This is a genomic window from Megasphaera vaginalis (ex Bordigoni et al. 2020), from assembly GCF_900240295.1.
GTDB classification, from domain to species: domain Bacteria; phylum Bacillota; class Negativicutes; order Veillonellales; family Megasphaeraceae; genus Megasphaera; species Megasphaera vaginalis.
Genome location: NZ_OEQB01000005.1, coordinates 1 through 25,139, shown reverse-complemented (window position 1 = coordinate 25,139; position 25,139 = coordinate 1). Strand labels below are relative to the sequence as shown.

General features: G+C 51.3%; 23 protein-coding genes and 5 tRNA genes. 23 read left to right on the top strand and 5 right to left on the bottom strand.

The features are described 5' to 3' along the window. Positions 1–378: 378 nt before the first annotated feature. Positions 379–1,308 (bottom strand): carbon-nitrogen hydrolase family protein, encoded by a 930-nt coding sequence (locus tag C0977_RS07255; protein WP_234987603.1) that lies wholly within the window; start codon positions 1,306–1,308, stop codon positions 379–381. 139 nt (positions 1,309–1,447) lie between these two features. On the opposite strand from C0977_RS07255, the gene C0977_RS07250 reads away from it, so the two are divergent. The 12 genes from C0977_RS07250 (at position 1,448) to C0977_RS07195 (ending at position 13,477) form a co-directional block, all read left to right on the top strand. Further along, the gene (locus tag C0977_RS07250) at positions 1,448–2,176 is read left to right on the top strand and encodes a suppressor of fused domain protein (protein WP_023054225.1); all 729 of its coding nucleotides are present in this window, start codon (positions 1,448–1,450) and stop codon (positions 2,174–2,176) included. A 12-nt stretch (positions 2,177–2,188) separates the two neighbouring features. Continuing rightward, positions 2,189–3,001 (top strand): FAD binding domain-containing protein, encoded by an 813-nt coding sequence (locus tag C0977_RS07245; RefSeq protein WP_101912924.1) that lies wholly within the window; start codon positions 2,189–2,191, stop codon positions 2,999–3,001. A gap of 30 nt (positions 3,002–3,031) precedes the next feature. Next, the gene (yqeC, locus tag C0977_RS07240; RefSeq protein ID WP_101912923.1) at positions 3,032–3,820 is read left to right on the top strand and encodes a selenium cofactor biosynthesis protein YqeC; all 789 of its coding nucleotides are present in this window, start codon (positions 3,032–3,034) and stop codon (positions 3,818–3,820) included. 14 nt (positions 3,821–3,834) lie between these two features. After that, positions 3,835–4,776 carry a polysaccharide deacetylase family protein gene (locus C0977_RS07235; RefSeq protein WP_234987602.1) on the top strand — a complete coding sequence of 314 codons (942 nt, stop codon included), beginning with the start codon at positions 3,835–3,837 and terminating at the stop codon, positions 4,774–4,776. Positions 4,777–5,118: 342 nt separating this feature from the next. Then, on the top strand, positions 5,119–6,138 hold the full coding sequence (gene aroF, locus C0977_RS07230) for a 3-deoxy-7-phosphoheptulonate synthase (protein ID WP_101912922.1): 1,020 nt from the start codon (positions 5,119–5,121) through the stop codon (positions 6,136–6,138). A gap of 14 nt (positions 6,139–6,152) precedes the next feature. Next, a complete protein-coding gene (locus C0977_RS07225) occupies positions 6,153–7,016 on the top strand; it encodes a prephenate dehydrogenase (protein WP_101912921.1) in 864 nt (287 codons plus the stop codon). Further along, positions 7,009–8,082 carry a 3-dehydroquinate synthase gene (aroB, locus tag C0977_RS07220; RefSeq protein WP_101912920.1) on the top strand — a complete coding sequence of 358 codons (1,074 nt, stop codon included), beginning with the start codon at positions 7,009–7,011 and terminating at the stop codon, positions 8,080–8,082. The genes C0977_RS07225 and aroB overlap by 8 nt, the downstream gene beginning before the upstream one ends. Further along, positions 8,079–9,371, top strand: a complete 1,293-nt coding sequence (aroA, locus tag C0977_RS07215; RefSeq protein WP_101912919.1) for a 3-phosphoshikimate 1-carboxyvinyltransferase — start codon at positions 8,079–8,081, stop codon at positions 9,369–9,371. The genes aroB and aroA overlap by 4 nt, the downstream gene beginning before the upstream one ends. After that, positions 9,368–10,477, top strand: a complete 1,110-nt coding sequence (gene aroC / locus C0977_RS07210) for a chorismate synthase (protein ID WP_101912918.1) — start codon at positions 9,368–9,370, stop codon at positions 10,475–10,477. Before aroA ends, aroC begins: the two co-directional genes overlap by 4 nt. Before the next feature lie 174 nt (positions 10,478–10,651). Next, the gene (locus C0977_RS07205; protein ID WP_101912917.1) at positions 10,652–11,476 is read left to right on the top strand and encodes a shikimate dehydrogenase family protein; all 825 of its coding nucleotides are present in this window, start codon (positions 10,652–10,654) and stop codon (positions 11,474–11,476) included. Next, complete coding sequence (locus C0977_RS07200; RefSeq protein ID WP_234987601.1) at positions 11,467–11,985, top strand: shikimate kinase; 519 nt, start codon at positions 11,467–11,469, stop codon at positions 11,983–11,985. The genes C0977_RS07205 and C0977_RS07200 overlap by 10 nt, the downstream gene beginning before the upstream one ends. 181 nt (positions 11,986–12,166) lie before the next feature. After that, entirely contained in the window at positions 12,167–13,477 is a 1,311-nt protein-coding gene (locus C0977_RS07195) for an MFS transporter (protein ID WP_101913052.1), read from the top strand. A gap of 78 nt (positions 13,478–13,555) precedes the next feature. Here the strand turns inward: C0977_RS07195 and C0977_RS07190 are convergent, their stop codons facing one another. Next, positions 13,556–14,323, bottom strand: a complete 768-nt coding sequence (locus tag C0977_RS07190; RefSeq protein ID WP_101912916.1) for an HpcH/HpaI aldolase family protein — start codon at positions 14,321–14,323, stop codon at positions 13,556–13,558. 230 nt (positions 14,324–14,553) lie between these two features. Here C0977_RS07190 and speC point away from each other — a divergent pair, with 230 nt between their 5' ends. Beyond that, positions 14,554–16,710: an ornithine decarboxylase gene (gene speC / locus C0977_RS07185; RefSeq protein ID WP_101912915.1), complete on the top strand. Its 2,157-nt coding sequence runs from the start codon at positions 14,554–14,556 to the stop codon at positions 16,708–16,710. Positions 16,711–16,818: 108 nt separating this feature from the next. Here the strand turns inward: speC and aroD are convergent, their stop codons facing one another. From aroD to C0977_RS07170, 3 genes are all read right to left on the bottom strand, one after another. After that, complete coding sequence (gene aroD / locus C0977_RS07180; RefSeq protein ID WP_023054241.1) at positions 16,819–17,565, bottom strand: type I 3-dehydroquinate dehydratase; 747 nt, start codon at positions 17,563–17,565, stop codon at positions 16,819–16,821. 53 nt (positions 17,566–17,618) lie between these two features. Continuing rightward, the gene (locus tag C0977_RS07175; protein ID WP_101912914.1) at positions 17,619–18,497 is read right to left on the bottom strand and encodes a shikimate dehydrogenase; all 879 of its coding nucleotides are present in this window, start codon (positions 18,495–18,497) and stop codon (positions 17,619–17,621) included. A 146-nt stretch (positions 18,498–18,643) separates the two neighbouring features. After that, positions 18,644–20,650 carry an FAD-dependent oxidoreductase gene (locus tag C0977_RS07170; RefSeq protein ID WP_101912913.1) on the bottom strand — a complete coding sequence of 669 codons (2,007 nt, stop codon included), beginning with the start codon at positions 20,648–20,650 and terminating at the stop codon, positions 18,644–18,646. Between the two features lie 374 nt (positions 20,651–21,024). Here C0977_RS07170 and C0977_RS07165 point away from each other — a divergent pair, with 374 nt between their 5' ends. The 10 genes from C0977_RS07165 to C0977_RS07120 all read left to right on the top strand — a co-directional run. Next, positions 21,025–21,918 carry a LysR family transcriptional regulator gene (locus tag C0977_RS07165; protein WP_023054231.1) on the top strand — a complete coding sequence of 298 codons (894 nt, stop codon included), beginning with the start codon at positions 21,025–21,027 and terminating at the stop codon, positions 21,916–21,918. 106 nt (positions 21,919–22,024) lie between these two features. Beyond that, entirely contained in the window at positions 22,025–23,014 is a 990-nt protein-coding gene (dhaK, locus tag C0977_RS07160; protein WP_023054247.1) for a dihydroxyacetone kinase subunit DhaK, read from the top strand. Positions 23,015–23,036: 22 nt separating this feature from the next. Continuing rightward, positions 23,037–23,660 (top strand): dihydroxyacetone kinase subunit DhaL, encoded by a 624-nt coding sequence (gene dhaL, locus C0977_RS07155; RefSeq protein WP_101912912.1) that lies wholly within the window; start codon positions 23,037–23,039, stop codon positions 23,658–23,660. 12 nt (positions 23,661–23,672) lie between these two features. Further along, positions 23,673–24,059 (top strand): dihydroxyacetone kinase phosphoryl donor subunit DhaM, encoded by a 387-nt coding sequence (gene dhaM, locus C0977_RS07150; protein ID WP_023054262.1) that lies wholly within the window; start codon positions 23,673–23,675, stop codon positions 24,057–24,059. Positions 24,060–24,445: 386 nt separating this feature from the next. Next, positions 24,446–24,521 (top strand) — tRNA-Thr (locus C0977_RS07145). Positions 24,522–24,525: 4 nt separating this feature from the next. Next, positions 24,526–24,611 (top strand) — tRNA-Tyr (locus tag C0977_RS07140). 7 nt (positions 24,612–24,618) lie between these two features. Next, positions 24,619–24,694, top strand: a tRNA-Met gene (locus C0977_RS07135). Between the two features lie 38 nt (positions 24,695–24,732). Further along, positions 24,733–24,808 (top strand) — tRNA-Thr (locus tag C0977_RS07130). 3 nt (positions 24,809–24,811) lie between these two features. After that, positions 24,812–24,888, top strand: a tRNA-Met gene (locus tag C0977_RS07125). 127 nt (positions 24,889–25,015) lie between these two features. Then, positions 25,016–25,139 (top strand): GTP-binding protein (locus C0977_RS07120; RefSeq protein ID WP_234987620.1); only part of this gene is annotated, 124 nt, incomplete at its 3' end.

The window sequence follows — 25,139 nt, the reverse complement described above, 5'->3', positions numbered from 1 at the left end:
TTGGTACTATAGAGTAATTAGTATAATACAACAAAAGAAACAGCAGATTGGTTTTGTATCTGCTGTTTCTTTATGTAAATTTGATTGTGCAGGCGGAAATAAAAGCGCTTTTTCACAGGCCGGTAATTTCGTTGAAAATGCGGAACAAAATCGTGATGGCCGTTGTATCCAAGGGAAATGTCAACTGGCGCACGTGAAAGGAAGAAGTACATGAGGGACATACGGCGTGTTGCCGGTAGGCAAGACGCGGCTGTGGGATTTTATCGGCAAAGTAATGCCTCAGGTCATCATGAATGAGCTGAGGATCAAAATGAGATCGCGCAGTGCGGTGTTTCTTGCGGTGTATAATGACTAGAGGATTCTCGGTTTAAAAAGAAATTATTCGTGTACAATAAGTTCTAAAATGTCGGGCCGTGAATAATGACCGGAGCCGTCGAATTCCATGCGGCTCATCGGTACTTTGTCGAAGTCGAGATCGGCATAGATGATTGCTTCCCGATCCCAGACGGGTTCCGTTACATAATGGCCGTAAGGATCAATGATACAGCTGCCGCCACGGCAGACCGTGTCGTTGAGAGCGGCGATTTCTGCTGTTTCGAGAAGTGTGGCGGGGTACATGGCTTTGGTGAAATATTGGTCGGCGTTGAAGACATAGCAATGGCTTTCGATGGCAATGTGACGGATCGTGTCCTGCCATTCGGGATTGTCGTTCGTGTTCGGGGCGAGGTAGATGGATATGCCTTTGTCATAGAGGGCGATGCGGGCCAGGGGCATGTAGTTTTCCCAGCAAATAAGTGTGCCCATCGGACCCCACGGTGTGTCGGTTACGGGGAAATACGTAGCCTTATCGTGAGAATCGGCCCAAATATACCGTTCGGCACCGGTCGGTTTTATTTTTCTGTGTTTGGCGAGAAGGGTTCCGTCAGGTCCGAAAATCAGATTAGTGCAGTAAAGGGATGCGTTGGCGCGGTCCCGTTCCGTGATGCCGATACTGACATAGGCGTCGGCCTCTTTTGCGGCGTCGCCGATGCGCCGTGTGTCGTTTCCCGGAACGGCAAGGGCATTATCGTAGTACGTTTTCCAGTCGCGCCGTCCCGCTTCGGAGCGGCTGCCGACGGTAAAGCCGAAGGTTAGTCCGTATGGGTAGCAGGGGATCAGCGATTCTGGAAAAACAATCAGTCTGGCGCCATTTCGGCCGGCTTCACCGATTTGTCGGCATACGTTGTCGAGTGTGCCTTCTTTGTCGAAAAGCAGCGGTGCGGCTTGGACGATGGCGGCGCGCAGTGTTTTTTGCAACGGTTTCATCATTATCACTCCTTCATTTTTTTCTTATTTAATTATAGAAGAAAGGTACAGGGAAGGAAAGCGCAATTGCGCTTGTTCCTTGCCGACAAATATGGGCGGAATGTGATATAATGAATAAAAGATACAGGGGCGGAGGGATAGGATGACTTTGACTGCGCAACGGCGTCAAGGGAAGCGCTTTTTTTCCTTGACCGATACAGAGATGATCAGCAGTATAGACGGAAAATATAATGAACAGGTAAAATGTTATTTCCGGCGGCTGTTTCCTTATCGGACGCATTCCGTTTTGCGTGACGGCACCAGAAAACCGCTGCCTGTGGATATCGGGATCTTATATCCTACGGTGGAAGAACCTTTTTACCTGATACATACGATCGGCATGAGTGGTGCTCCGATGCAATATCCCGGCAGCGCCGAATTCGATGCGAAAAAATCGTCTTATGGCGAATTATATATGATGCTGCCCGGCAACTGGCCCTTTTCGGCTTGTAATGATGTTGTTGACGGAGATGATCCTGCTGCCTGGCCGCTTCATTTGCTGATGGAGCTTGGGCGGTTTCCCCATGTTCATAAATTGTGGCTGTCTTACGGCTTTGTGCTTCCGAATACGGAGTTTTGTGAGCCTTTCGCGCCGGATACGGCATTATCCGGACTCATTATCGTACAGTTTGACGGTGAACTGGGCGAGATGAAGTTGGCTGACGGTACGATGTTGCAGCTTTTTATGCCGATCTTGCTGTATAAAGAAGAATTAGATCTATATAATACGCTGGGACCGGATGAACTGATCGAACGGATCCTCGACAGTTGTGACGGGTCCTTTTTGGTAGATGTGAAGCGGACTAATATCGGACTGTTGCAGCGTGAATAGAAAGGGTTGTATATGACGATACAAGAGAACAGCTATATGCCGGCAACGCCTGAAGAAGCATACTTCATGTTTCAACAGACTGCCGGCGCTTCTTTCCGCGCCGGCGGACAGCGTCACCGGTATGAGAAGACGCAGCCGCCGTTGACTATTGATTTGGCGAATACCGGTTTGTCGTATATTCGCGACGGCGGAGATGAATTGGCCGTCGGGGCCATGACGACGTTGTCCGACCTTGAAGCCAACGGGGCGGTTGCCGGAATTGACGGCGGCGTCTTGCCGCGGGCATTGCGCGAAATACACGACCGAAGACTGAAAGAAAACGCCACGTTAGGAGCCTTGTTGGCAGTGAAGGCGCCTTTTTCCATGATTATTCCGATCTTGTTGACGATGCATGTCGACGTGGAGCTTTACGGCAAAGGGAGAATGAGTCTTGCCGATTATCTTGGCTGTCCGCCGTTGGGCGATATGATCACGCAGATAGATATCGCCAAGGGAAGCGGATATGGCGCTTTTTTCTTTTACCGGAGCCTGCCGACGGATGAGCCTTATCTTACCGGGGCGGCGTCAATCCGCGCAGGCAGGTGGCGTATTGCCGTCGGCGGCCGTCCCGGTATGGCCGTGCTTGCAGAGCGGGCGGCGGCGGAGCTGACGGATAAAGGCATGGCGGCGCGGGAAAATGTAGCTCACCTGGCCAGTGAAGAACTGGAATTTGCCAATTACGGAACCTGTTCGGGCGCAGAGCGAAAGGCGCTGACCGTAGAGATGGTGCGGTATTTGGCGGAAACGGCTTGGAAAGGATACAGCTGCCTGGAGACGGTGCGCTGATGATCCGGATGACGTAAGGAGGAATAAAGTATGGTAGAAGATAAACGCTGGCGGCGTCTGCTGCATCCGGGGATTACGGCGATCGTCGGTGCCGGCGGGAAGACGACGGTGCTGGAGCGCCTGGGAAAATACGGGCATACTGCAAATCTGCCGATTATGATCAGTACGACGGTGTCCGTAAACAGTGATCGCGTCGATAATGTCAGACCATTTGATGTTATTTGCACCGGTAATATCGAAGAAGGAGAGGCTTTTTGCGCCGAACGGATCGCTGCCGGACGTGTACCGGCCTGGTTTAGAAATCTGACGGCTGACGGTCTTTATGAAGGCCTGGAGGCACAGACGATCGATTACTTGAAAAGCCGTCATCCGGCCTGGTATATTCTGATTGAAGCCGATGCGTCCCGGCATAAATGGCTGAAAGCCCCGCAGGCTGATGACATACCGCTGCCGCAAACTTGCGATACGCTGATCGGCGTACTCAATCTGCAAATGCTCAGCTCACCCTTGTCGGAGGAGCGCGTCGACGGCGTTGATACGGCGGCGGCCATTATGGGCAGGCCGATCGGCGCCGTGTTGACGCCGGCCCTATTGGCCAAATTGGTCAAGCATCCCCGCGGCATGTTCCGCGGTATGCCTTGTGCGCGCGTCCTCTTCTGCACCGGTTACAATGCGGTGCAGCACCGCATGACAGAAGCGCTTCTCGATGAATTGGACGACCTTGGCTTATCGGCCAGCGTGTTGGCAGACGGCTATAGAGAAACCTGCACCATACGGCAGTACATTGCATATGACAACTTGGATAAGAAGTCCATATAATAGAGAGGGATACCGTGAAATTACGAGGATTTATCGGCGTTGTTGCCGTTTGCATTTTGGTGTTGGTCGGTTGGACCATAACAGGTCATAGGGCTTGGGCCGAAGAGTTGCGACTGGCGGTGGAAACGCCGCCTGCCGGTACGGCGGACGTTTTTAAGCTGGGTAAAGCGTTCGGGTTACCTGCTGCTGACACGGCGCAAGTCGTCAAACTGGATAAGGATTTCGTTTTGCCGCCGGCAGATAATGCCTTACCGGTTTATGATGCGTACACTTTGCAGCAACGTCGTGAGCGAGGACTGCCGTTGACCTATTATCGCGGGACGGAGCGGGAATATTATTACGGAGATCACGTCGTCTATCTGACTTTTGACGACGGGCCGAACAAGGAAAATACGCAAAAAATACTCGATATTTTAAAGTCGGAAGATGTCCGCGCCACGTTTTTTCTCGTCGGTAAAAACGTGGAAAACAATCCGCAAACGGTAAAGCGCATCTATCAGGAAGGGCATGCGATCGGACTTCATTCTTACAGTCATGATTATGCAAAGCTTTACGCGTCGGCCCAGGCCTACACGGATGAAATGGAAAAGACGGAACAACGGATCTATCAGATTCTTCATGTACGGCCTATCATTTCCCGAGCGCCCGGCGGTACGGCCGGACATTTTACGGCGGCTCATTGGCAGGCTGTTCGTGATTTGGGGTATATAGAAGTCGGGTGGAATGCGTTGAACGGAGATGCGGACGGCAGCGGCAAGACGTCGTCTCAGGAATTGGAAAATATCCGCAGTCAGTTGGAGAAACGGCCATACCTGAACACACACCTCGTTATTCTTATGCACGATTCAGCCGGTCATGGGGCGACGGTTAATTCCTTGCCCGACGTCATCCATCTGCTCAAGGAAAAGGGATATACATTTCGCGTCGTGACACCGGCCATACCGCCCAGCTGGTAGTCTGCGCGATTCCGCCTCTTGACAAACGGCAGGGGCTGGAATACAATAGGCACAACTTGTTGATAAAAGATCATCGGTAAAGGATGTTTGCACAATGAATACGTCGTTCGGCTCATTGCAAGCAATTGAATACGGGTATATCTATTTTAGCTGGAGCTATTTCGTCGTTAGCGCCGGCTATTTTTGGTGCCTCTTATTCAACCGCATAGGCAAGACCATGAGGCGAATTCAGGATGATACTTCTTTTGCCGTATAAGCGACAGCGTCGTCAGCGACCGTTGCAGTATCGGAGGGGCAGGCTCATGGAGCCTGTCCCTTTTTGGTTTGAGGAGGGCAGGAAGCATGATCGTTTTATTGAAAGCAGAGACAACAGAGGCGGAGATGAACGGACTGGCCGCTTATTTTACGGCTCAAGGACTGCAGGTGGAACGGGTTGACAGGGCTGAAGGGCCGGCCTTCGGACTCATCGGCGATACGGCGCCTGTCGAGTTGGCGGCGCTGCGGCAGTACGCCTTCATTGCCAATATTATTCCTGTAGCGGAACCGTTCAAGCGGGCAAGCAGAGCTTTTCACCGGAAAAACAGCGTTGTTAGCGTCGCCGGTATTCCCGTCGGCGGGCCGGCAGTGGCGGTTATTGCCGGTCCTTGTTCAATTGAAACGCCGCGGCAGATAGAGAGCGTTGCTCACGCCGTTCATAGCAGCGGCGCGGCGATGCTGCGCGGCGGTGCTTTTAAACCGCGAACGTCACCGTACGCTTTCCAGGGATTGGGGGATAAGGGGCTGGAAATGCTTTGCCGTGCGAGCAAGAAGGAACAGATTCCGGTGGTGACGGAGATCATGTCAGTCGACAAGGTGGCTGCTTTTTTGAAAAATGACGTAGATCTGATCCAAGTCGGCGCGCGCAATATGCAGAATTTTGATTTGCTGAAGGCCTTGGGGCGGACGAAGAAACCGGTTTTGTTGAAGCGCGGTCTCAGCGCTACCGTCGAAGAATGGCTGATGTCGGCAGAATATATTATGGCGGAAGGCAATCGAAATGTTATTCTTTGCGAGCGGGGAATCCGCACCTTTGAAAATTTTACGCGCAATACGTTGGATCTGAGCGCTGTCCTTGCCGTCAAACGGCTGAGTCACTTACCGGTTATCGTTGATCCCAGTCATGCAGCCGGCAAGAGCTGGATGGTTGCTGATCTGGCCAAGGCTGCTGTCGCCGTCGGCGCCGACGGCGTGATGATCGAGGTGCATAACGATCCGGAACACGCGTGGTGCGACGGTGCACAGTCCGTTACTCCGGCCATGTTCGCCGAAATGATGAAATCGCTGCGACAAGTGGCTTGTGCCGTGGGACGAAGGATATTATAACGGGGGGAGAAGATATGAACGAAAATCTTGTTGACCGGTGTGTTGCCATCGTCGGGCTGGGACTGATGGGCGGTTCTTATGCTAAGGCGCTGAAACGACGGGGCGTTAAACGGATATTGGCTTTTGATGCCGATCAACGTACGTTGGAAAACGGCTTGGCCGACGGCTGTGTAGATGAAATATACACGACAGGAGGCACCGTTTTAAGGGATGCGGCGCTGATCATATTCTGTACGCCTGCCGCCGCGATGTGCCGTTTCATCAAAGCCAATGCAGCGCATTTTTCACCGCATGTTGTTATTACGGATATTGCCGGGATCAAAGGCAATTTAGCCGTTGCGGTGAAGCCTTATCTCGGCGACGGCATGGATTTTGTTGCCGGTCATCCTATGGCCGGCTGCGAAGGACAGGGGTACGGCAGGTCACGGGCGGATATTTTCGACGGCGCCAATTATATTTTGATTCCGACGCCGGACAACAAAGGGGAGAATATTGACGCCATTGCGGCCATGGCAAAGGATTTGGGATGCGCTCGCGTCGCCTGTGTTACTGCGGCAGAACACGATCGGTTGATCGCGTATACAAGCAATTTGCCTCATGTTTTGGCGACGGCGCTGATCAACTGTGAAGCGATGGACGAGGCTACGAAATATTTTATTGCCGGCAGCTTTCGGGACGGCACGCGTGTTGCCAATATCAACGCGCCTTTATGGCGAGATCTGCTTCTTTCCAATCGGGAGAATGTGCTGCACGAAATAACGGCCTTTCAGCAGACTCTCGGCCATTTTGCAAAACTGCTGGAAGCAAAAGACGGGGCGCGCTTGAAAGCTTTTCTGGAAGAGGCGTCCAGACGGAGAAGGGATTTACTTCATGAATAATCTACATGTTTCACTGCCGAACAATGCTTATGATATCCATATTTCCCGCGGTTTGCTGAAACAGGCGGCGGGGCTGCTACCGGCAGCGGTGCTGAAAGGGAAAGTTGCCGTCCTTACGGATACGACGCTGGCTGCTTTGTACGGTGAAAAACTGTCGCAGTCCTTGCGCAGCGCCGGCGCCGCCGTACAGGTGATTCGTCTTGAGCCGGGAGAAGAGCACAAGAATCTGACGACGCTGGCTGCCGTTTATAATAGCTTGGCAGCCTTTGGCCTCAGCCGCAGCGATACGCTGATTGCGTTTGGCGGCGGCGTTGTCGGTGATCTCGGCGGGTTCGCGGCGGCAACGTATTTGCGGGGAATACGCTACATTCAAATGCCGACGACTTTGTTGGCGCAAGTTGACAGCAGCGTCGGCGGTAAGACGGCCGTGAATTTGGCTGGCGGTAAAAACCAGGTCGGCAGCTTTTGCCAACCTGCCGCCGTGTACATTGATCCCGATTTGTTGGACTCTCTTTCGCCGCGGTGTGTCGGTGACGGATTGGGCGAGGTCATCAAATACGGTGCCATTTGCAATGACCGGATTTTTTCTTTTCTTGAACGACAGAGTCCGGCAACGATCGGCAGGTATTGGGAAGAGATTATTACCGCTTGCTGTCGGGAAAAAGCCCGTATCGTGGCGGCCGATGTCCATGATCAGGGGAAACGGATGCTGCTCAATTTCGGCCATACCTTCGGTCATGCCGTGGAACGGGCTTGCGGTTACGGTACATATTTGCACGGTGAAGCCGTGTCTATCGGCATGGTCCGCATCACGGCGGGAACGGAACGGCAAGGATTGACGGAAAAAGGTACGACGGCGCGGCTGATAAAGCTGCTGGAGAGGTACCGGCTGCCGACGGAAATTTCGCTGCCAGATGAACGGCTCATGCCGTTTCTCCAGAAAGACAAGAAGCGGCGCGGGGACACGATGACGTTGGCGATTATTCCGGCGATCGGCCGGGGAAAACTGATTTCCGTTGCCTGTGAAGCGATGCCGGATTATCTCGGAAGGGAAGGATTGCGATGAAGGTAGTCATTACACCGAAGAAATTGCACGGCACCGTGACGATACCGTCATCAAAAAGCATGGGACACCGCCATTTAATCTGCGCCGCCTTGGCGAATGGCGAAACGGTAGTGGAAAACGTATCGCCTTCGCAGGATCTTGCAGCGACCTGCAGGGTACTTCGACTGCTGGGGGCGGAGATTGAGACGGCAGCGGCGCCGCGGCCAGCGCAACGGACGTTGCATATCCGCGGCGGCTTGCGGCGGCGGAACTCGGCCCTTTTTGCCGACTGCGGCGAATCGGGTTCGACCTTGCGGTTTTTGATTCCCCTCGCCCTTGCCAGCGGTAATACGGTGACGTTTTCCGGTAGCGGGCGCTTAGCCGAACGACCGTTGCAGCCTTATTACGATCTCTTTAACGCGCGCCGGATCTGTTGCCAAAAAAACGATGCTGGACTGCCGTTGACTGTGCGCGGCGAATTGACGCCGGGGTACTATGCGCTGCCGGGTAACGTCAGTTCGCAATTTTTTACAGGACTGCTGTTTGCGTTGCCGCTGTTGCCTGGCGATTCAGTGCTGCACAGTACGACGGCGCTGGAGTCGGCAAGCTACGTCGAGTTGACGTTGGCGTGTCTGCGGCAGTATGGCGTCGGCGTTGAAAAAAGCGGAAACGATACGTTTCACATTACCGGCAATCAAGTATATCAGCCGGGGCGGTATCAGGTGGAAGGCGATTTTTCACAAGCCGCCTTCTGGCTTGCCGCGGCAGCTATCGGGGAGGCTATTCTCTGCAGCGGCTTAACGGAACATTCACGGCAGGGCGATGCGGTCATCCTGGATATTCTCTCGAATATGGGAGGGGACGTGCGGCGAACGGCGCAGGGGATTCAGTCCCTGCCGACAAGAACGCGGGGCTGTATCGTCGATGTAGCCGATTGCCCCGATCTGGCGCCGGTATTGACGGCATTGGCAGCTTGCAGCACAGGAACGACACAGATCGTTAATGCCGGCCGGCTGCGGTTCAAGGAATGTGATCGGCTTCATGCTATGGCGACGGAGTTGAATTCTTTGGGGGCCGATATTGAAGAAGAAAAAAACGGTCTCGTTATCCACGGCGTGCCTTTCTTACATGGCGGTACCGTTTCGGCTTGGAACGACCACCGCGTGGCGATGGCGCTGGCCGTTGCGTCACAGCGGGCGGTAAACACTGTCGTGATTGATGGCGCCGAGTCCGTTGCCAAATCGTATCCGCAGTTTTGGCGTGACTTTCAACGGTTAGGCGGCACTATTCGACAGGAGGGAAGCAGATGAGCAACACATGGGGAGAAACGGCGTCACTGACCATTTTCGGTGAATCTCACGGTCCTTGTATCGGCGCTGTATTGGACGGGATTCCGGCAGGTGTTTCCCTCGACTGGCAGGCTGTGTCGCAAGAGATGCGGCGCCGTGCGCCGGGACGAAACGAGTTGTCAACAAAACGCCGGGAACACGACGTGTTTTCTGTGGAAAGCGGTTTTTTTAACGGCTTTACGACGGGAACGCCGCTTTGCGTACGCATTGCCAATGAAGATCAGCGCGCAGAAGACTATGCGCGGCTGCGGCATATTATGCGTCCCGGTCATGCCGATTATAGCGGCAACGTCCGTTACGGCGGCTATAATGATTACCGCGGCGGCGGTCATTTTTCGGGACGGTTGACGGCGCCGCTCGTTTTTGCCGGCGCCGTGGCCAAACAGATTCTGGCTTTGGACAGAATTGCGATAGGAGCGCATATCCTGCAATTGGGGAACATCTGTGATCGTCGCTTTTGCTCTCTAGGCAAAGATAAGGCGCTTTTCGGACGATTATCGCAGAATGCGTTGGCCGTACTCGATCCGACTAAAGAAGAGGAAATGGAAAAAGCAATTTTGCAGGCGAAGCGCGACGGCGATTCCGTCGGCGGTATTGTGGAATGCATGATTACGGGACTACCGGCAGGTATGGGCGATCCTTTCTTCGACTCCGTTGAAAGCAAGCTCAGTCACATGATCTTTGCCATTCCGGCAGTAAAAGGCGTCTCTTTCGGCGACGGCTTTGCTTTGGCGGCGATGACGGGATCGGAAGGAAATGATTCCTTTTATTATGATGACGACGGTCGTGTGCGGACGCGGACAAATCATAACGGCGGCATTAACGGCGGCATTACGAACGGGATGCCCGTCCTCTTTCAGGCCGTGATCAAGGGAACACCGTCAATTGCCAAAGAACAGGATACGATCGATAGGAGCAGCGGAACGAATTGCAAGCTTTCCGTTCCCGGACGGCATGATCCCGCTATTGTGCAGCGTGCGTTGCCTGCCGTAGAGGCTGCCGCTGCCTGGACCGTTCTCGATATCATGCTTACCGCCAAAAGCGGCAGGCCGTATGACGGCAAGTAAAAACCGGTGGAGAAGGGCTGTGCTTTTACCGTCAGCATAGTCTGCCGGAAAGGCGGGGGAACGGCTTTCCGGCGCCGTGCGATTAGTTGTCTGAAAGACCGTGCAAGTGGCCGTATGACGGGACGCCGGAGAAGACGAATTCGCGTCACATTGTATCATAAGGGAGGATTACTGATGAAATTGGGACTGATTGGAGGAAAACTGGGACATAGCTGCTCGCCGGAGATTCATAAGCGTCTTTTCAGCCTGTTGTCGTTGTCGAACCGGCATGAGTACAGTCTGTTGGAAATGGATCGGGAACACATTGCCGACGAGTTGTGCGAGTTGGCGAAAGAATATGGCGGAATGAATGTGACGATATCGTATAAGCTGGATGTTATACCGCATTTGACAGGCCTTTCTCCGGAGGCCGAACGCATCGGTGCCGTCAATACCATTCACGTCAGGGAAGACGGTTGTTTCGGTTATAATACGGATTACAGCGGTTTCGGCCGGTCTTTGCGTCACGCCGGTATTGCCGTCGATGGCCGGCAATGCACGGTTTTGGGAACTGGCGGCGCCGCACGGGCCGTCGTTCAGTACCTCGCCGATGAAGGCGCGGCTCAGATCACCGTCGTATCGCGGACTCCGCAGGAAAAACCGGCATTCAGCCGTTTTGCAATGGCTGCAGGAGCGGCGCTGATCTCTTATGACGATTTACGCCGGCAATGCGGCGGCGACGTTCTTATTAACTGTACCCCTGTCGGCATGGCGCCGGATATTCATGTATCACCGGTAGCAGAGGCGGTTGTGGCCGCGTATCGTGCCGTCGTCGATCTGATTTACAATCCGCGTCGGACCTTATTTCTCCAATATGGCGAACAGCATCAGGCCGTCGTACTGAACGGTATGTACATGCTTGTCGCACAGGCGATCGGCTCCGAAGAAATATGGCTGGGACGGAAAATCGGTAATGCAGTAATGGAAAAATTGACGCAGGAAATGGAGTCATGGATATGAACAACGAGCAAAATATTGTTATCATCGGTATGCCCGGCAGCGGCAAGACGACCTTCGGCAGACGGCTGGCACAGTGCCTGGACCGCGAGTTTGTCGATGTCGACGGTTATATTGAAGCAATGGAAGGGCGAACGATTGCGGAATTGTTTGCCGTCAGTGAAGACTGTTTTCGTCAGGCTGAGATACGGGCCTCGGAAAAATTGGCGGCGAGGAAAGGCATTGTTGTAGCTACCGGTGGCGGTGTTGTTAAACGAAGCGAGAATATAGACTTGCTGAAACAATCGGGTATTCTCATCTTTCTCGATCGTTCACCTGATGACATCGTTACGGACGTTGATGTGTCCAAACGACCGCTTTTGGCGGCGGGGCCGCAGAAAGTCTATGAGCTCTACCGGGAGCGGATCGCCTTGTATCGTCATGCCGGCGACTATAGGATCGTCAACAAAGGAGCGGTGGAAGACGTTTTGCAGGCGCTGACGTTGTTGGCGCAAAAAATTTTGCAACGATGACGCCTTTGTCATAAAATAGTTGGCGCACGAATACTGATAGATACAGACTATTGATATCTTACTGAAAAGCTAATAGATGTACGTTGTAAAAAGGATTACAATATATACAAAACGTTATGAGGCCAACCTATGTGATAAAAATCACATAGGTTGGCCTCTGAGGGGATATACGGTGGAGAATATGAAAAAAAGCGATGGGTATACGGAAAAGCCTACGAACAGACGCTGGTTTATGCTGTTGCTGCTCTTTTTTTTGACGGCGATCAATTATCTGGATCGTACGAACATGGCTGTTGCTGCGCCCAGTATGAGCAGCGAACTCGGTTTTGATGCGGCGACGATGGGACTTTTATTTTCCGCTTTTGCCTGGTCATACGGCTTGATGCAAATTCCGGGCGGTTGGTTTTTGGAGCATTTTGGGTCCCGCATTGCGTATACAATTTCGTTGTTTCTCTGGTCTGCGTTTACCGTGATTATGGGCTTGGGCCGCAGCTTTGTGTCGCTTTTCGGCATTCGCCTGGCCATCGGCGCGGCGGAGGCGCCTGCTTTTCCGACGAACAGTCGTGTCGTAGCCGCTTGGTTCCCTAATCATGAACGGGCGACGGCGACGTCAATTTATACGGCCGGAGAGTTTATCGGTTTGGCTTTTCTGACGCCGGTTCTTTTTTTGATCCTTGAACGGTACGGCTGGCAGTTTATTTTTTACAGCACTGGTATCATCGGGATTGTTGCCAGTGTTTTCTGGTATATCCATTATCGTGATCCGAAAGCATGCACTGGCGTCAATGCCGCCGAATTGGCGTATATACGCGATGGCGGCGGCTTGGCCGAACGGGCGGGAACAACGGCGGCCATTACGTGGTCACAAGTGGCCGAACTGTTTAAGCATCGTCAGTTTCTCGGCGTTTATTTAGGACAATTTGCCAATACCAGTACGATGTATTTTTTTCTGACCTGGTTTCCGACGTACTTGGTCGTGGCGAAGGAAATGCCTATGCTTAAGGCGGGAATTTACGCCGTCATTCCGTATATGGGCGCGCTTTGCGGCGTGCTCCTCGGCGGGTATTGGTCCGATCACATGCTGCGTCGCGGAGCTTCTCTGTCGAAGGCGAGAAAATTGCCCGTCGTCTGCGGGTTGCTCTGTTCAATGACGATTATGGCGGCCAATTATGCCGCTTCCTTTCAAGTCGTCATTATCATCATGACGGTCGCTTTTTTCGGTCAGGGGATGGCGGCGATCGTTTGGAGTACTGTTGGAGATATGGCGCCTGCCGATTCCGTCGGGCTGGCAGGCGGTGTGTTTAATTTTGTCGGCAACTTGGCAGGCATCATTACGCCGATCGTCATCGGCCTTATCGTACAGGAAACAGGTTCTTTTGTAGGCGCTATGATTTTTATCAGTGCTGTTGCGGCACTGGGTGTCTTTTCGTTTATTTTCATTGTCGGAGATATTCATCGCATTGATTCCGTTGCTGAACGGCAGAAGTCATAATACCGTAGAAAAGGGGAAGACTCCGTTTCGGGAGCCTTCCCCTTCTTTTGGCATATTGCCGGGTAGCTGTTGCCGGACTCAGTGGCGCAAGTCGCGGACAAGGTTCTGAATCATGCGGATGAACAGAATCGTGTCCATATTTACGGCGACGCTGTCAAAGCCTTGCTGAAAACGCCTTTTTGCAGCGGCCGTGTCATCGGCATAGATCATGGAGAATTTGCCGGCTTGCTGGCAAGCCTTTAAAATGCGGTCAATAGCGGAAATAACTTCGGGTGCCGTAAATTGTCCCGGTTTGCCGAGTGCCGTTGAGAGATCGTAAGGCCCGATGAAAATGCCGTCGATGCCTTCAATCGCCGCGATTTCTTCAATTCGGTCCAGACAGCCGGCAGTTTCGCATTGCGGCAAAAGCAGTGTTTCCCTGTTGGCTTCGGCGAAGTAATCCGTTATAGAAAGGGAATCGGCAAAGCCGTAGCCGCAGCCGCGGGCATACGCGACGCCTCGTTCACCGACGGGATAATACTTGCCGTAACGGACGATATCGTTTACTTCTGCAACGGATTCGATGCCGGGAATGACGATTCCCATGGCGCCGACGTCAAGCATTTTCAAAATAGAAGAACGGTATTTGTCTTTTACCCTGACGAGGGGGGTCATCTTGCGGCGCTGACAGGCGCAAATGAATTCCATGGCGCTTTCCGTTTCGAAAGGGCCGTGTTCCGTGTCGATGATGATATAGTCGAGACCTCCCAAGGCCAGGCATTCTGCCGTGATCGTACTGCCGCTTTCGAAGAATGTTCCGATCGCCTTTTCGCGGTTCTGCAGTTTTTCTTTTAATCGGTTATGCATGGGCGCACCTCTTTTCTATTACATTTCAATTCAGTATAAAGGAAAACCGGCAAAAAGGCAATGCCATGCGGTTTGGACAGTAAAACCGGCGCATCTGCCGTCCGGACTTGACAGAAATGCAGGAGCCGCTATAATCTCACTATACGGAGGAGATAAGAGGCACAGGCGGTGCCAGTTTTCCCTTCTTTTGTCAATAAGGCGCCATAAAAGGACGGAGATAAGGAGCAGAGATGAAACGTTTAAAAATTGCTTACAGTTTTGATGTTCAGTATTATTTTGTCGATAGCGACAGGGATATTGTTCCTGTAGAAAAGACGGATTTTACCGATGTGGCCGTAGCGGTCCTGTCCGATCAGGATTATCCGTACATCGAGAAAATCCATGCGACCGGATTCGGCATACCGATTATGGTCATTTTGCCGAGCGGCAGCTCGTTGCCTGAAAAATACATTGATCAGGTGAAAACCGTCATTTCGGAAGAGGTTGTCAACAAGAGCCGTTGTATTGCGGCGGCAGAACGACTGGCCGGAAACTATGAACAACAGGTCCTGCCGCCTTTTTTCGGCGAACTCGTCGAATATGTAAGTGAACGGAATAATCCGTTTGACTGTCCCGGTCATCAGGACGGTGCTTTTTTTAAAAAACATCCTGCAGGCTGGCTGCTTTGTGATTTTTTCGGCGATCATATTTTTCAGTCCGATATTTGTAATGCCGATGTCACGTTGGGAGATTTACTGATTCACGAGGGGCCGGCGCTGGAGGCGCAGGATTTTGCGGCAGAAGTTTTTCATGCCGATAAAACGTATTTTGTCCTTAACGGTTCGTCGGCATCCAATCGCGTCGTTACAAATGCCTTATTGACGCCGGGAGATCTTGTTCTTTATGACAGGAATAATCATAAATCCGTTGCGATCGGCGGGCTGATACAGGCCGGGGCAACGCCGGTGTACTTGGAAACGGCTCGTAACCCCTATGGCTTTATCGGCGGCATTGATGCCGCCTGTTTTGACGAAGCGTATTTGCGGCAGTTGGCGGCAGAGCGGGATCCGGAAAAGGCAAAACAGGCGCGTCCTTTCCGATTGGCGGTGATTCAATTGGGGACCTATGACGGCACCTTATACAATGCGCGTTATGTCGTCGGTCGCATCGGGCATCTTTGCGATTATATTCTCTTTGATTCGGCTTGGGTCGGCTATGAGCAATTTATTCCCATGTTGAAAGACAGCAGTCCTCTTTTGCTTGACTTGCAGCCTGATGACCCGGGGATTTTTGTAGTGCAGTCCGTTCATAAGCAGCAGGCGGGATTCTCACAGACGTCGCAGATACACAAGAAGGACGGGCATATTCACGGACAAAAGCGTTATTGTAATCATAAAACGGTTAATAACGCCTTTATGTCTCATGCGACGACGAGTCCTTTTTATCCTCTTTTCGCGACGATTGACGTCAATACGAAGATTCATGCCGGTGCGGCTGGTGAAAAGCTTTGGCGCGATTGTGTCAAGCTGGGTATTGATGCTCGCAAAGACATTCTGCGCCGCTGTCATTATATCCGGCCTTTCGTGCCGCCGGTGGTACATGGGGCGAGTTGGCAGTCAGGCGATACGGAAATGATGGCCGATGACTTGGCTTATTTTTCCTTTGAACCAGGCGCGTCTTGGCATGCGTTTAACGGTTATGGCCGGGACCAGTACCGGGTAGATCCTTGCAAGCTGTTGTTGACGACACCGGGGATCGACGTAGTCAGCGGCGATTACGAAGAATTCGGAATTCATGCCAATATTCTGGCTACCTATCTGCGCGGCAACGGCGTGATTCCGGAAAAATGCGATCTCAACTCTATTCTTTTCCTGTTGACTCCTGCGGAAAATAAAAATAAGCTTCGCTTTCTGACCAGTCAGCTTGTCCGTTTTGAACGGTTTGTCGATCGCGATGTCCCGATGGAGGAAGTGCTGCTCGGCGTATACAATGCGCATCCGGGACGGTATGCGGGCTACACATTGCGGCAATTGTGCCAGGAAATGCATGATTTCTATAAAGACCGGAACGTAAAGGAATTGCAGCGCCGCCTTTTCCGGCGTGAATATTTCCCCGACTATGCGATGTTGCCGCAAGATGCGCACCATGCTTTTATTCGCGGTGAAGGGGAATTGGTCCCGCTGGAGGAAATCGAAGGGCGCGTTGCCCTGGAAGGCGCATTGCCTTATCCGCCCGGCGTCCTCTGCGTCGTTCCCGGCGAACGCTGGTCGACGACGGCAGTGGCATATTTCCGTGCGTTGGAAGAGGGGATGAACGCCTTGCCCGGTTTCGCTTCGGAAATACAGGGTGTTTACTTTGAGCAGGAAAACGGCAAGGCCAGAGCATACGGGTATGTGTTAAAACAATAGGAGTGATCAAGGTCGGCAAAAAAAGCAGGCTGCTTATGTAAGCAGCCTTGCTTTTTTTTGAAGACCGTATAAGGAGAAATCATCCGTGTGGCTAAGTATCGTTTTCAGTCAGTGAAGAGCCTGCAGAATTTGCTGAAGCATGGTCACTTCAAGCTGGCCCGGCGCCGATGCCTTTTTGGCCGAGCCAAAGGTCAGGGCGGAACCGAACACTTCGCCGCTGATCCGACTGATAGCGCCGAGTTTGCCCATGGACATCGTGATGAGCGGTTCATCGGGATATTGCGACTTGACGTTTTCCGTGGCGCGCAGGAGTGTCAGTACGTCTTTGGCGGAATTCGGCATGCACGCCAATTTCGCTACGTGAGCTCCCGCTTTTTTCATACCGATCAGACGATCGGTGATTTCTTCGAACGACGGCGTCTTGTTAAAATCATGATTGCTCATGACGACAGTTACGCCTTTTTCCCTGGCGAGAGCGACGGTTTTTTGAATCGCGTCTGCGTTGCGGAAATATTCTAAATCGACGGCATCGACGTTGCCGCTTTCAATGGCGTAGCGGATAAGGTCGAAATAGTACGCTTCCGGAACGACGGTTTCACCGCCTTCTTCTTTGGTACGGAAGGTAAACAGAATGGCACTCGCCGGCAATTCGCTGCGAACTGTTGCCAAAGCCTCGCCGACGGCGCGCAGTTCGGTTACCTTCTGGAGAAAGTCGATGCGCAGTTCAACGACATCATAAATCTTTCCCTGTAAATACCGGCATTCCTGGACCAGTTCCTCTTGTGTCCGGCCGACGATGGGAACGCAAATCTTCGGCATTCCGTTATCCAAATTGACATTTCCGATTTTAATCATGAGTGACAGACCTTTCAATAGTGAAGTTAGAGGGTTAGCAATATTCGTGTATATCAGAACAAAATATCTTTTATGTGTTCGACGGGCATTTCTTTTCCCGTCCACAGTTTGAAGGCGGCAGCGCCTTGATAAAGCATCATGCCGAGACCGTTGAAGGTATGGCAACCGACTTCCTGTGCCCATTTCATCAGCTTCGTTTCACGCGGTGCATAGACGGTGTCCATGACGACGAGATCAGGACGCAAGTAGGATTTGTCGGGGATAGCGACGACATCTTCCAACGGTTTCATGCCGCATGATGTGGCGTCAATATAAATGTCGCTGCTGTCGAGTTCGCGTTTTAACGCGGCATGGTCTGCCAAATCAAAGAGCGTTACGCGACAATCTGTTCGTTCATTCAAATCGTTGACGATTTTTTCGGCGTGAGCGAAGAATTTATCTTTTAAATTGAAAATGGAGATTTCCCGAGCACCGTCAAGGGCTGCTTGAACTTGAATGGCAGTAGCCGCGCCGCCGGCGCCGATAATGGTCATTTTTTTGCCGACATATGCAACGCCTTCTTCTTTCAGTGATTGCATTGCGCCGACGCCGTCTGTAATCGTGCCTGTCAGCACGCCGTTATCATTAACGACGGTGTTGCAGGCGCCGACGATTTGCGAAACAGGCGATAAGTTGTCGAGGTATTCTGTGATCGGCCCTTTATTCGGCATGGAAACGTTCCAGCCGCGTACTTTCATGGCGCGGAGTCCGGCGACGGTATCCTTTAAGGTGGAGTTATCTACTTCAAAGCAGACGTAAACATAATCCAATCCCAGTTTTTTGAATGCTTCGTTATGCATTGTCGGCGACATGCTGTGGCGGATCGGATAGGCGATCAAGCCAATTAATTCCGTATGACCTGTTACTCTTTCCGTAATAGCGATTTTACCCATGATAAGTTAGTCCTCCTGACATGTATTAAATAGAGATAGAAACAGATTATATATACTCTTACAGTAGTACAGATGAATTACAGCCATCATGATACGGCCTGACACCCTGTTGCCTCGAATATTCGGCAGCAGGTGATTTGGCGCGGTCAGGCGTCGAAACCGCCGATCATATCAATGGTCTGTAAGATGCTGCGTCCCGATTCCACGCCGTGGATGATCTGGCCGGTTTTTCGGCTGTTGCCAATATTGTCGAAAGGAATTCCGTGTTCGGTTGCGTATGTTCGGAAGGGATCGTCTGACGGGATATCAGGAACGAGTCCCATGCAGATGAATCCGTAATCGAACGGATAAGCCGCTTCTTGCCCGTCCTTTGAAGCAATGAAGGTATGGGGCAGCACCTTTTGCAGGGATGTGCCGAGGTGCATGTCGACAGGATGAGTGGCTAACAGTTCTTTGAATGTCTGTTTGGAAACGACATCGGCGTCTTTACCGAAGGATGGCATCATTTCAATCATCGTGACGCGTGCTTTACGGAGTGCGAAGAATTCCATTACATCGAGGCCGACAGCACCGCAACCGATGATAACCACATTTTTCCCGGCAGCATTCTTTTCGAAATAAGGAATGTTTTTCATAAAGCCTTCAATGGACTGGATAGCGGATCCTTCAGCATCCGTCAATTCACGTAAGCCTTCAATCGGCGGCAGCATCGGCTTGGACCCGGTAGCGGCGTAGAGAATATCCGGCTGCAATTCTGTCAACAGTTCTTTCGTCGCTGTCGTATTCAGCTTGAGTGTCAGATTCGGCAGCGCAGCAGCCCGTTTTTCGAGGTAAGCGGGGAAATCTTCGATACGGGACTTTTCAGGGAAGCGGGCAATTCTGCGGGCCATGCCGCCTACTTCCTTGTCCCGTTCGATAAGCGTTACGCGGCAGCCCACTTCAGCGGCGGTGCAAGCTGTTTCAAGTCCGCCTGTGCCGGCGCCGATGACGACAACGTGCAGCGGGCGCGTTACTTTCTTCTGACGGTACTGTTCGCCTTCAATTACGGCAGGGTTGATTGTGCAACGGATCGGCTTTGATTTCGCGATGCGGTGATCGGCGCAGCCGATATTGCAGCTGATACACTTGCGCAGGCAGTCTGCATGACCGCTTTGCACCTTGCGAACCCAATCGGGATCGGCGATTAAACCGCGACCCATGGCGATAAGATCGCTTTTGCTCTGGGCGATGATGTCATCTGCAATTTTCGGATCGCGGATGTTGCCGGAAATAATGACGGGCTTACCGAATTTTTTTCGGACAGCTTCTGATAAATAGGCGCGCCAGCCGTCGGGCATGTCGCATTTATCGATCTGGTATTGGAGCGAATCGTTTACTGCTGCCGAAACGTTGATGATATCGACTTCCGGTTCGATAAATTCCAGCAGCATTAAGGTATCTTCCAATGTATTGCCGCCTTTTATAAACTCATCAGCAGAGATGCGGAAAGAAATGGGTATCCATTTGCCGACAGCAGCACGGACAGCTTCGACGACGAGTCGGGCAAAGCGGGCACGATTTTCATAACAACCGCCGAATTCATCAGTTCTCTTATTATATAGCGGCGAGAGGAACTGGTCGAGCAGGTACGAATGGCCGCCGTGAATTTCTACCATATCAAAGCCGGCGGCAACGGCGTTTTCAGCCGCTTTGGCATATTTATCGACGATTGCCAGAATTTCCTGTTTCGTTAAGGGCCGCGGCGCCGGATTTCCTTCTTTTGACGGGACAGATGAAGAAGAAACGGCTTGGAGTCCGTTCAATCGCTCCGGATAGGCAGACGCGCCGGCATGGTTTAATTGGATTGACGCCAGCGCTCCGTACAGGTGAATCCGTTCCGTTAATTCATAGAGACCGGGGATAAATTGTTTTTTATCAATGCGCAGCTGCTTTGTTCCGTTTGTTGCCAAGGGATAGTCAATGCAGGCATTTTCGACGGTAATCAATGCAGTACCGCCCTTTGCGCGAAGTCCGTAGTAATCTTTCATTTCTTCCGATACTTCGCCGGTAAAAGTGGCATAGTTTGAACCCATTGGCGGCATGATGATACGATTGCGAAGCGTAGTGCGTTTCACCGTCAACGGCTGGAAAATATGGGCGTACGGTGTATTCATTAATGATGACCTCCTCATAATTCGATATACGAATAATTAGTGAAAAAAAGAACTAAGTTCGTTTTACAAACTTATTATACGAAGATGATTTTAATAGGACAATTTCTAAATTAATGGATAAATAATTCATAAGAGCTATTAAAAAGAATATAATTAAAGTGAATGGATAAATAAAAATCAGAAATATGAATAGTTATACTGAAAAAAATCTGGCTGACTTTTCTTGGATGCGTTATTGCGTTAGAAAATATGCGAATACTTAAAAACGCGTTCAACGACACAATTAATACTTTATTCATTATATATTAATAGGTAAAATAACAATAAAATTAGAAGACTTTGTGAAAAATCAGGATAAGTAAGGGGTGCGATATATGAATTTAAAGCAGTTGCAGTATTTCATCAAATTATCCGAAACGGAACATTATCGGAAGGCTGCCGAGTCATTGTATATTACGGAACCCAGCTTGAACCGATCGATACGAGACTTGGAAAAAGAACTGGGCGTGCATCTTTTTGAAAAAAGAGGTCGCAATATTTATTTGACAAGATACGGCCGCATTTTTCTGCCTTATGTTACCAAATCTCTGTCTGAACTGGAGCATGGCATTGATGTGATGAGGGCGTATACCAGTCCGGATAAAGGCCGTATCAATTTAGGCTTTATTTATACCATGGGATATACGGTTGTGCCGGAAATGATTATGCAGTTTAAGAACAGTCCGGGCAACAGCCAGATCAGTTTTGATTTCCGTCAAGGAACGACGAGTGATTTGCTTGCCGAATTGAAAGAAGAAACGATTGATTTGGCTTTTTGCTCCTCCGTCGAAGATGCATCTGAACTGACGTTTTATCCTGTTGCTGAAGAGAAGTTGGTCGTCATTGCGCCCAAGGGGCATCCTCTCAGTAACAGAGGGTCCGTATCAATACGAGAGTTGGAGCAGTACCCGTTTATATCTTTTAATAAGGAAAGCGGCCTCTATACACAGATCAAGGCCTTGTTTACCGCTGCCGGCACCTATCCGGAAGTCGTGACGCATATTGAAGAAGACAATGCCATGGCCGGCTTTGTCGCCGCCGGCTATGGGGTGGCCGTTATTCCCGATTTTTATACGTTGCAGTATTATGACCTGGACAGAATTCCGATTGCTGATCCGATGGAAAAACGATATATATATTTAGCCGTTTATAAACAAGCCAATATGCTTCCTGTTGTAGAACGATTCAGGAATTTTGTTCTGTCTCGCTGGAAAAGAGGACTTATATAATTGCGATTTGGCATACAAAAAAGAATAATGATATACTAAATACATATGTCCATTGCCGTGCGGAGAACTTCGTTTGCTTAGCTGATGATAAAAGGAGGCGTTTATTATGAAAAAAATTCTAAATGATACGGAGTTGGTAGAGGCGCAAATGATACAAGGATTGGCCAAGGCGTTTCCAAGAAAACTTTCCCAGTTGGAAGATCGTAATATTATCGTGCGGAAAGTGAAAAAATCCGGTCGTGTCGCTTTGGTCAGCGGCGGCGGCAGCGGTCATGAACCGGCGCACGGCGGCTATGTGGGAGAAGGAATGCTGGATGCGGCCGTGGCCGGCGCCGTTTTTACCTCGCCGACGCCAGATCAGATTTTAGAAGGGATCAAGGCTGTTGCCACGGAAGAAGGTGTGCTTTGCATCGTCAAAAACTATACAGGCGATATGATGAATTTTGAAATGGCTATTGATCTGGCGCAAGAGGATGGGATTACTGCAGATTATGTCGTTGTCAACGATGATGTAGCCGTTAAGGACAGCCTTTATACGACAGGGCGTCGCGGTGTGGCCGGGACGGTATTTGTGCATAAGATAGCCGGCGCTAAAGCGGAAAGCGGCGGCAGCCTGGCCGAGGTTAAGGAGGTTGCTGAAAAAACCGTTGCCAATGTGCGGTCGATGGGAATGGCTGTTTATCCTTGTACTGTTCCGGCCAACGGAAAGCCGGGATTCGAATTGGCCGAAGATGAAATGGAAATCGGCATCGGTATTCACGGTGAGCCGGGAACGCATCGGGAAACGTTGCAGTCTGCCGACAAAATTGCCGAAATATTACTGGATAAAATTCTCGCTGATCTTGATTATGTCGGACGCGAAGTCGTTGTACTCGTCAATGGCATGGGCGGAACGCCGCTGATGGAACTGTACGTCGTCAATAATTTTGTTCAAGACTATCTGAAGGAGCGGCAGATCATCGTCTATGATACGCTTGTAGGCAATTATATGACGTCAATTGAAATGGCGGGCTTCTCGCTGACTCTGTTGCGTCTTGACGAGGAACTTAAAGGGCTGTATGACGCCAAAGCCGATACGCCGGCTTTGAAAAAATAAGGCGGAAAGGAGATGCTCAGGTATGGATCGGGAAGCAGTATTGGCGGTAATTAAAGCGATGGCGGAGAAGATCCGCGCGGAAAAAGAATATCTCACAGATCTGGATACCGCTATCGGCGATGGCGATCATGGCATCAATATGGCGCGGGGCTTTAAGGCTGTGGAAGAAAAACTGCCGGAGCTGGCAGATAAGGATATCGGGACAATCCTTAAAGGTGTCGGCATGCAATTAGTTTCTACCGTCGGGGGCGCTTCAGGGCCGTTGTACGGTACGGCTTTCATGAAAGCCGGAGCGACCTGCAAAGATAAGCTGGAACTTACGGCAATTGATTTTCAGACGGCCTTTGCAGCTGCGATTGAAGGCGTAAAGATGCGCGGCAGAGCGGAAAAGGGGGATAAAACGATGTTGGATGCCCTTTGTCCGGCGTATGAAGCGCTGGCCCGTTCGCTTGCCGACGGGGAAGAACTTGCCCTGGCCGTAAAAAAAGCGGTCGCGGCGGCCGAGGCGGGCGTTGCCTATACGAAAACGATTGCGGCGGCGAAAGGACGAGCCAGCTACCTCGGTGAGCGGAGCATCGGTCACCAGGATCCGGGCGCGACATCTTCTCTTTTCATGCTTCAAGTCATTGCCGGACGTATTGCTTAAGGAGAGAAAACCATGGTAGGAATTGTCGTTATCTCACATAGCCGAAAACTGGCTGAAGGCGTTGTTGAACTGGCTGCGGCCATGGCCGACACGGTCCGTATAGTCGCTGCCGGCGGATTGGAAGACGGCAGCATCGGCACCAGCTTTGCGCGAATCAGTCAGGCCGTCGAGGAAGCGTACTCGGATGATGGTGTCGTTTTGATTATGGATATGGGCAGCGCTGTCATGACGGCGGAAATGGTTATGGAAACCATGACGGACCGGCGTCTGCTTCTGTTGGACTGCCCCGTCGTTGAAGGCGCCGTTTTTGCGGCCGTTGAGGCGGCTGCCGGGGCCACGCTGGAAGAGATTGCCGATAGGATTGCAGAAGTGCGGGAGGCCAAAAAGCTGCCAGATTGACTGTATGATGAATAGGGGCGTTATCCTCGAGGATTTGTCAAGGGCGCCGTTTCTTTGGAGAGGCGGCTCCCTGGTGTTTTGCCGTGTGTCCCGGTCGGGAAGGCAAACGACGGCCTTTTTTCAGGGGAAGCCGCCAGTATCTTGGTTATTCATTCGCCTCCTCGCGTGCGGGGATGTCCTCTGGCGGGGAAACACCGGCTTAGTTATCAACAGAGAGAGAAACGTCTTTTGCTTGCCTTTTTTACGTGCATATAGTATACTTTACTACGTAACAGATGATATAGCGCTACCTTCTGAAAAAATTGTAGGTTTATTATGCAATGTTATGCAATGCTATTGACAGACGGTTTCTTATTAGGTATAATTAACTACGTTCTGTTAGGTAAGCCGACGTAGCTCAGTTGGTAGAGCAACTGACTTGTAATCAGTAGGTCGTAGGTTCGAGTCCTATTGTCGGCTCCAAAATGGTGGGATTCCCGAGTGGCTAAAGGGAGCAGACTGTAAATCTGCCGGCGTCCGCCTTCGAAGGTTCGAATCCTTCTCCCACCACCAATATTGTCGCGGGGTGGAGCAGTTGGTAGCTCGTCGGGCTCATAACCCGAAGGTCGTAGGTTCAAGTCCTGCCCCCGCTACCAAATTTTTTAAAACAGCATATGGCTTTGAACGGTATTAAGCTGTTGTAGCTCAGTCGGTAGAGCGTATCCTTGGTAAGGATAAGGTCACCGGTTCAATCCCGGTCAATAGCTCCACATGGCGGCTTAGCTCAGTTGGCTAGAGCATGCGGTTCATACCCGCAGTGTCCAGAGTTCGAATCTCCGAGCCGCCACCACACTAAATAACCTCGTTTTGCGGGGTTATTTCTATATCCGAAATTATTCGTCTGCTTAATGCTGCTTCGGCAGCTTTTACAGAATAGTCGCAAGAGTTTGTTTTTCCTGAAGGAGGAAATCAGCAAAATGGCTAAAGAAAAATACGAAAGAACCAAACCGCATGTTAACATTGGAACGATCGGCCACGTAGACCATGGCAAAACGACATTAACGGCAGCAATTACCAAGGTATTGTCGAAGAAAGGCTTTG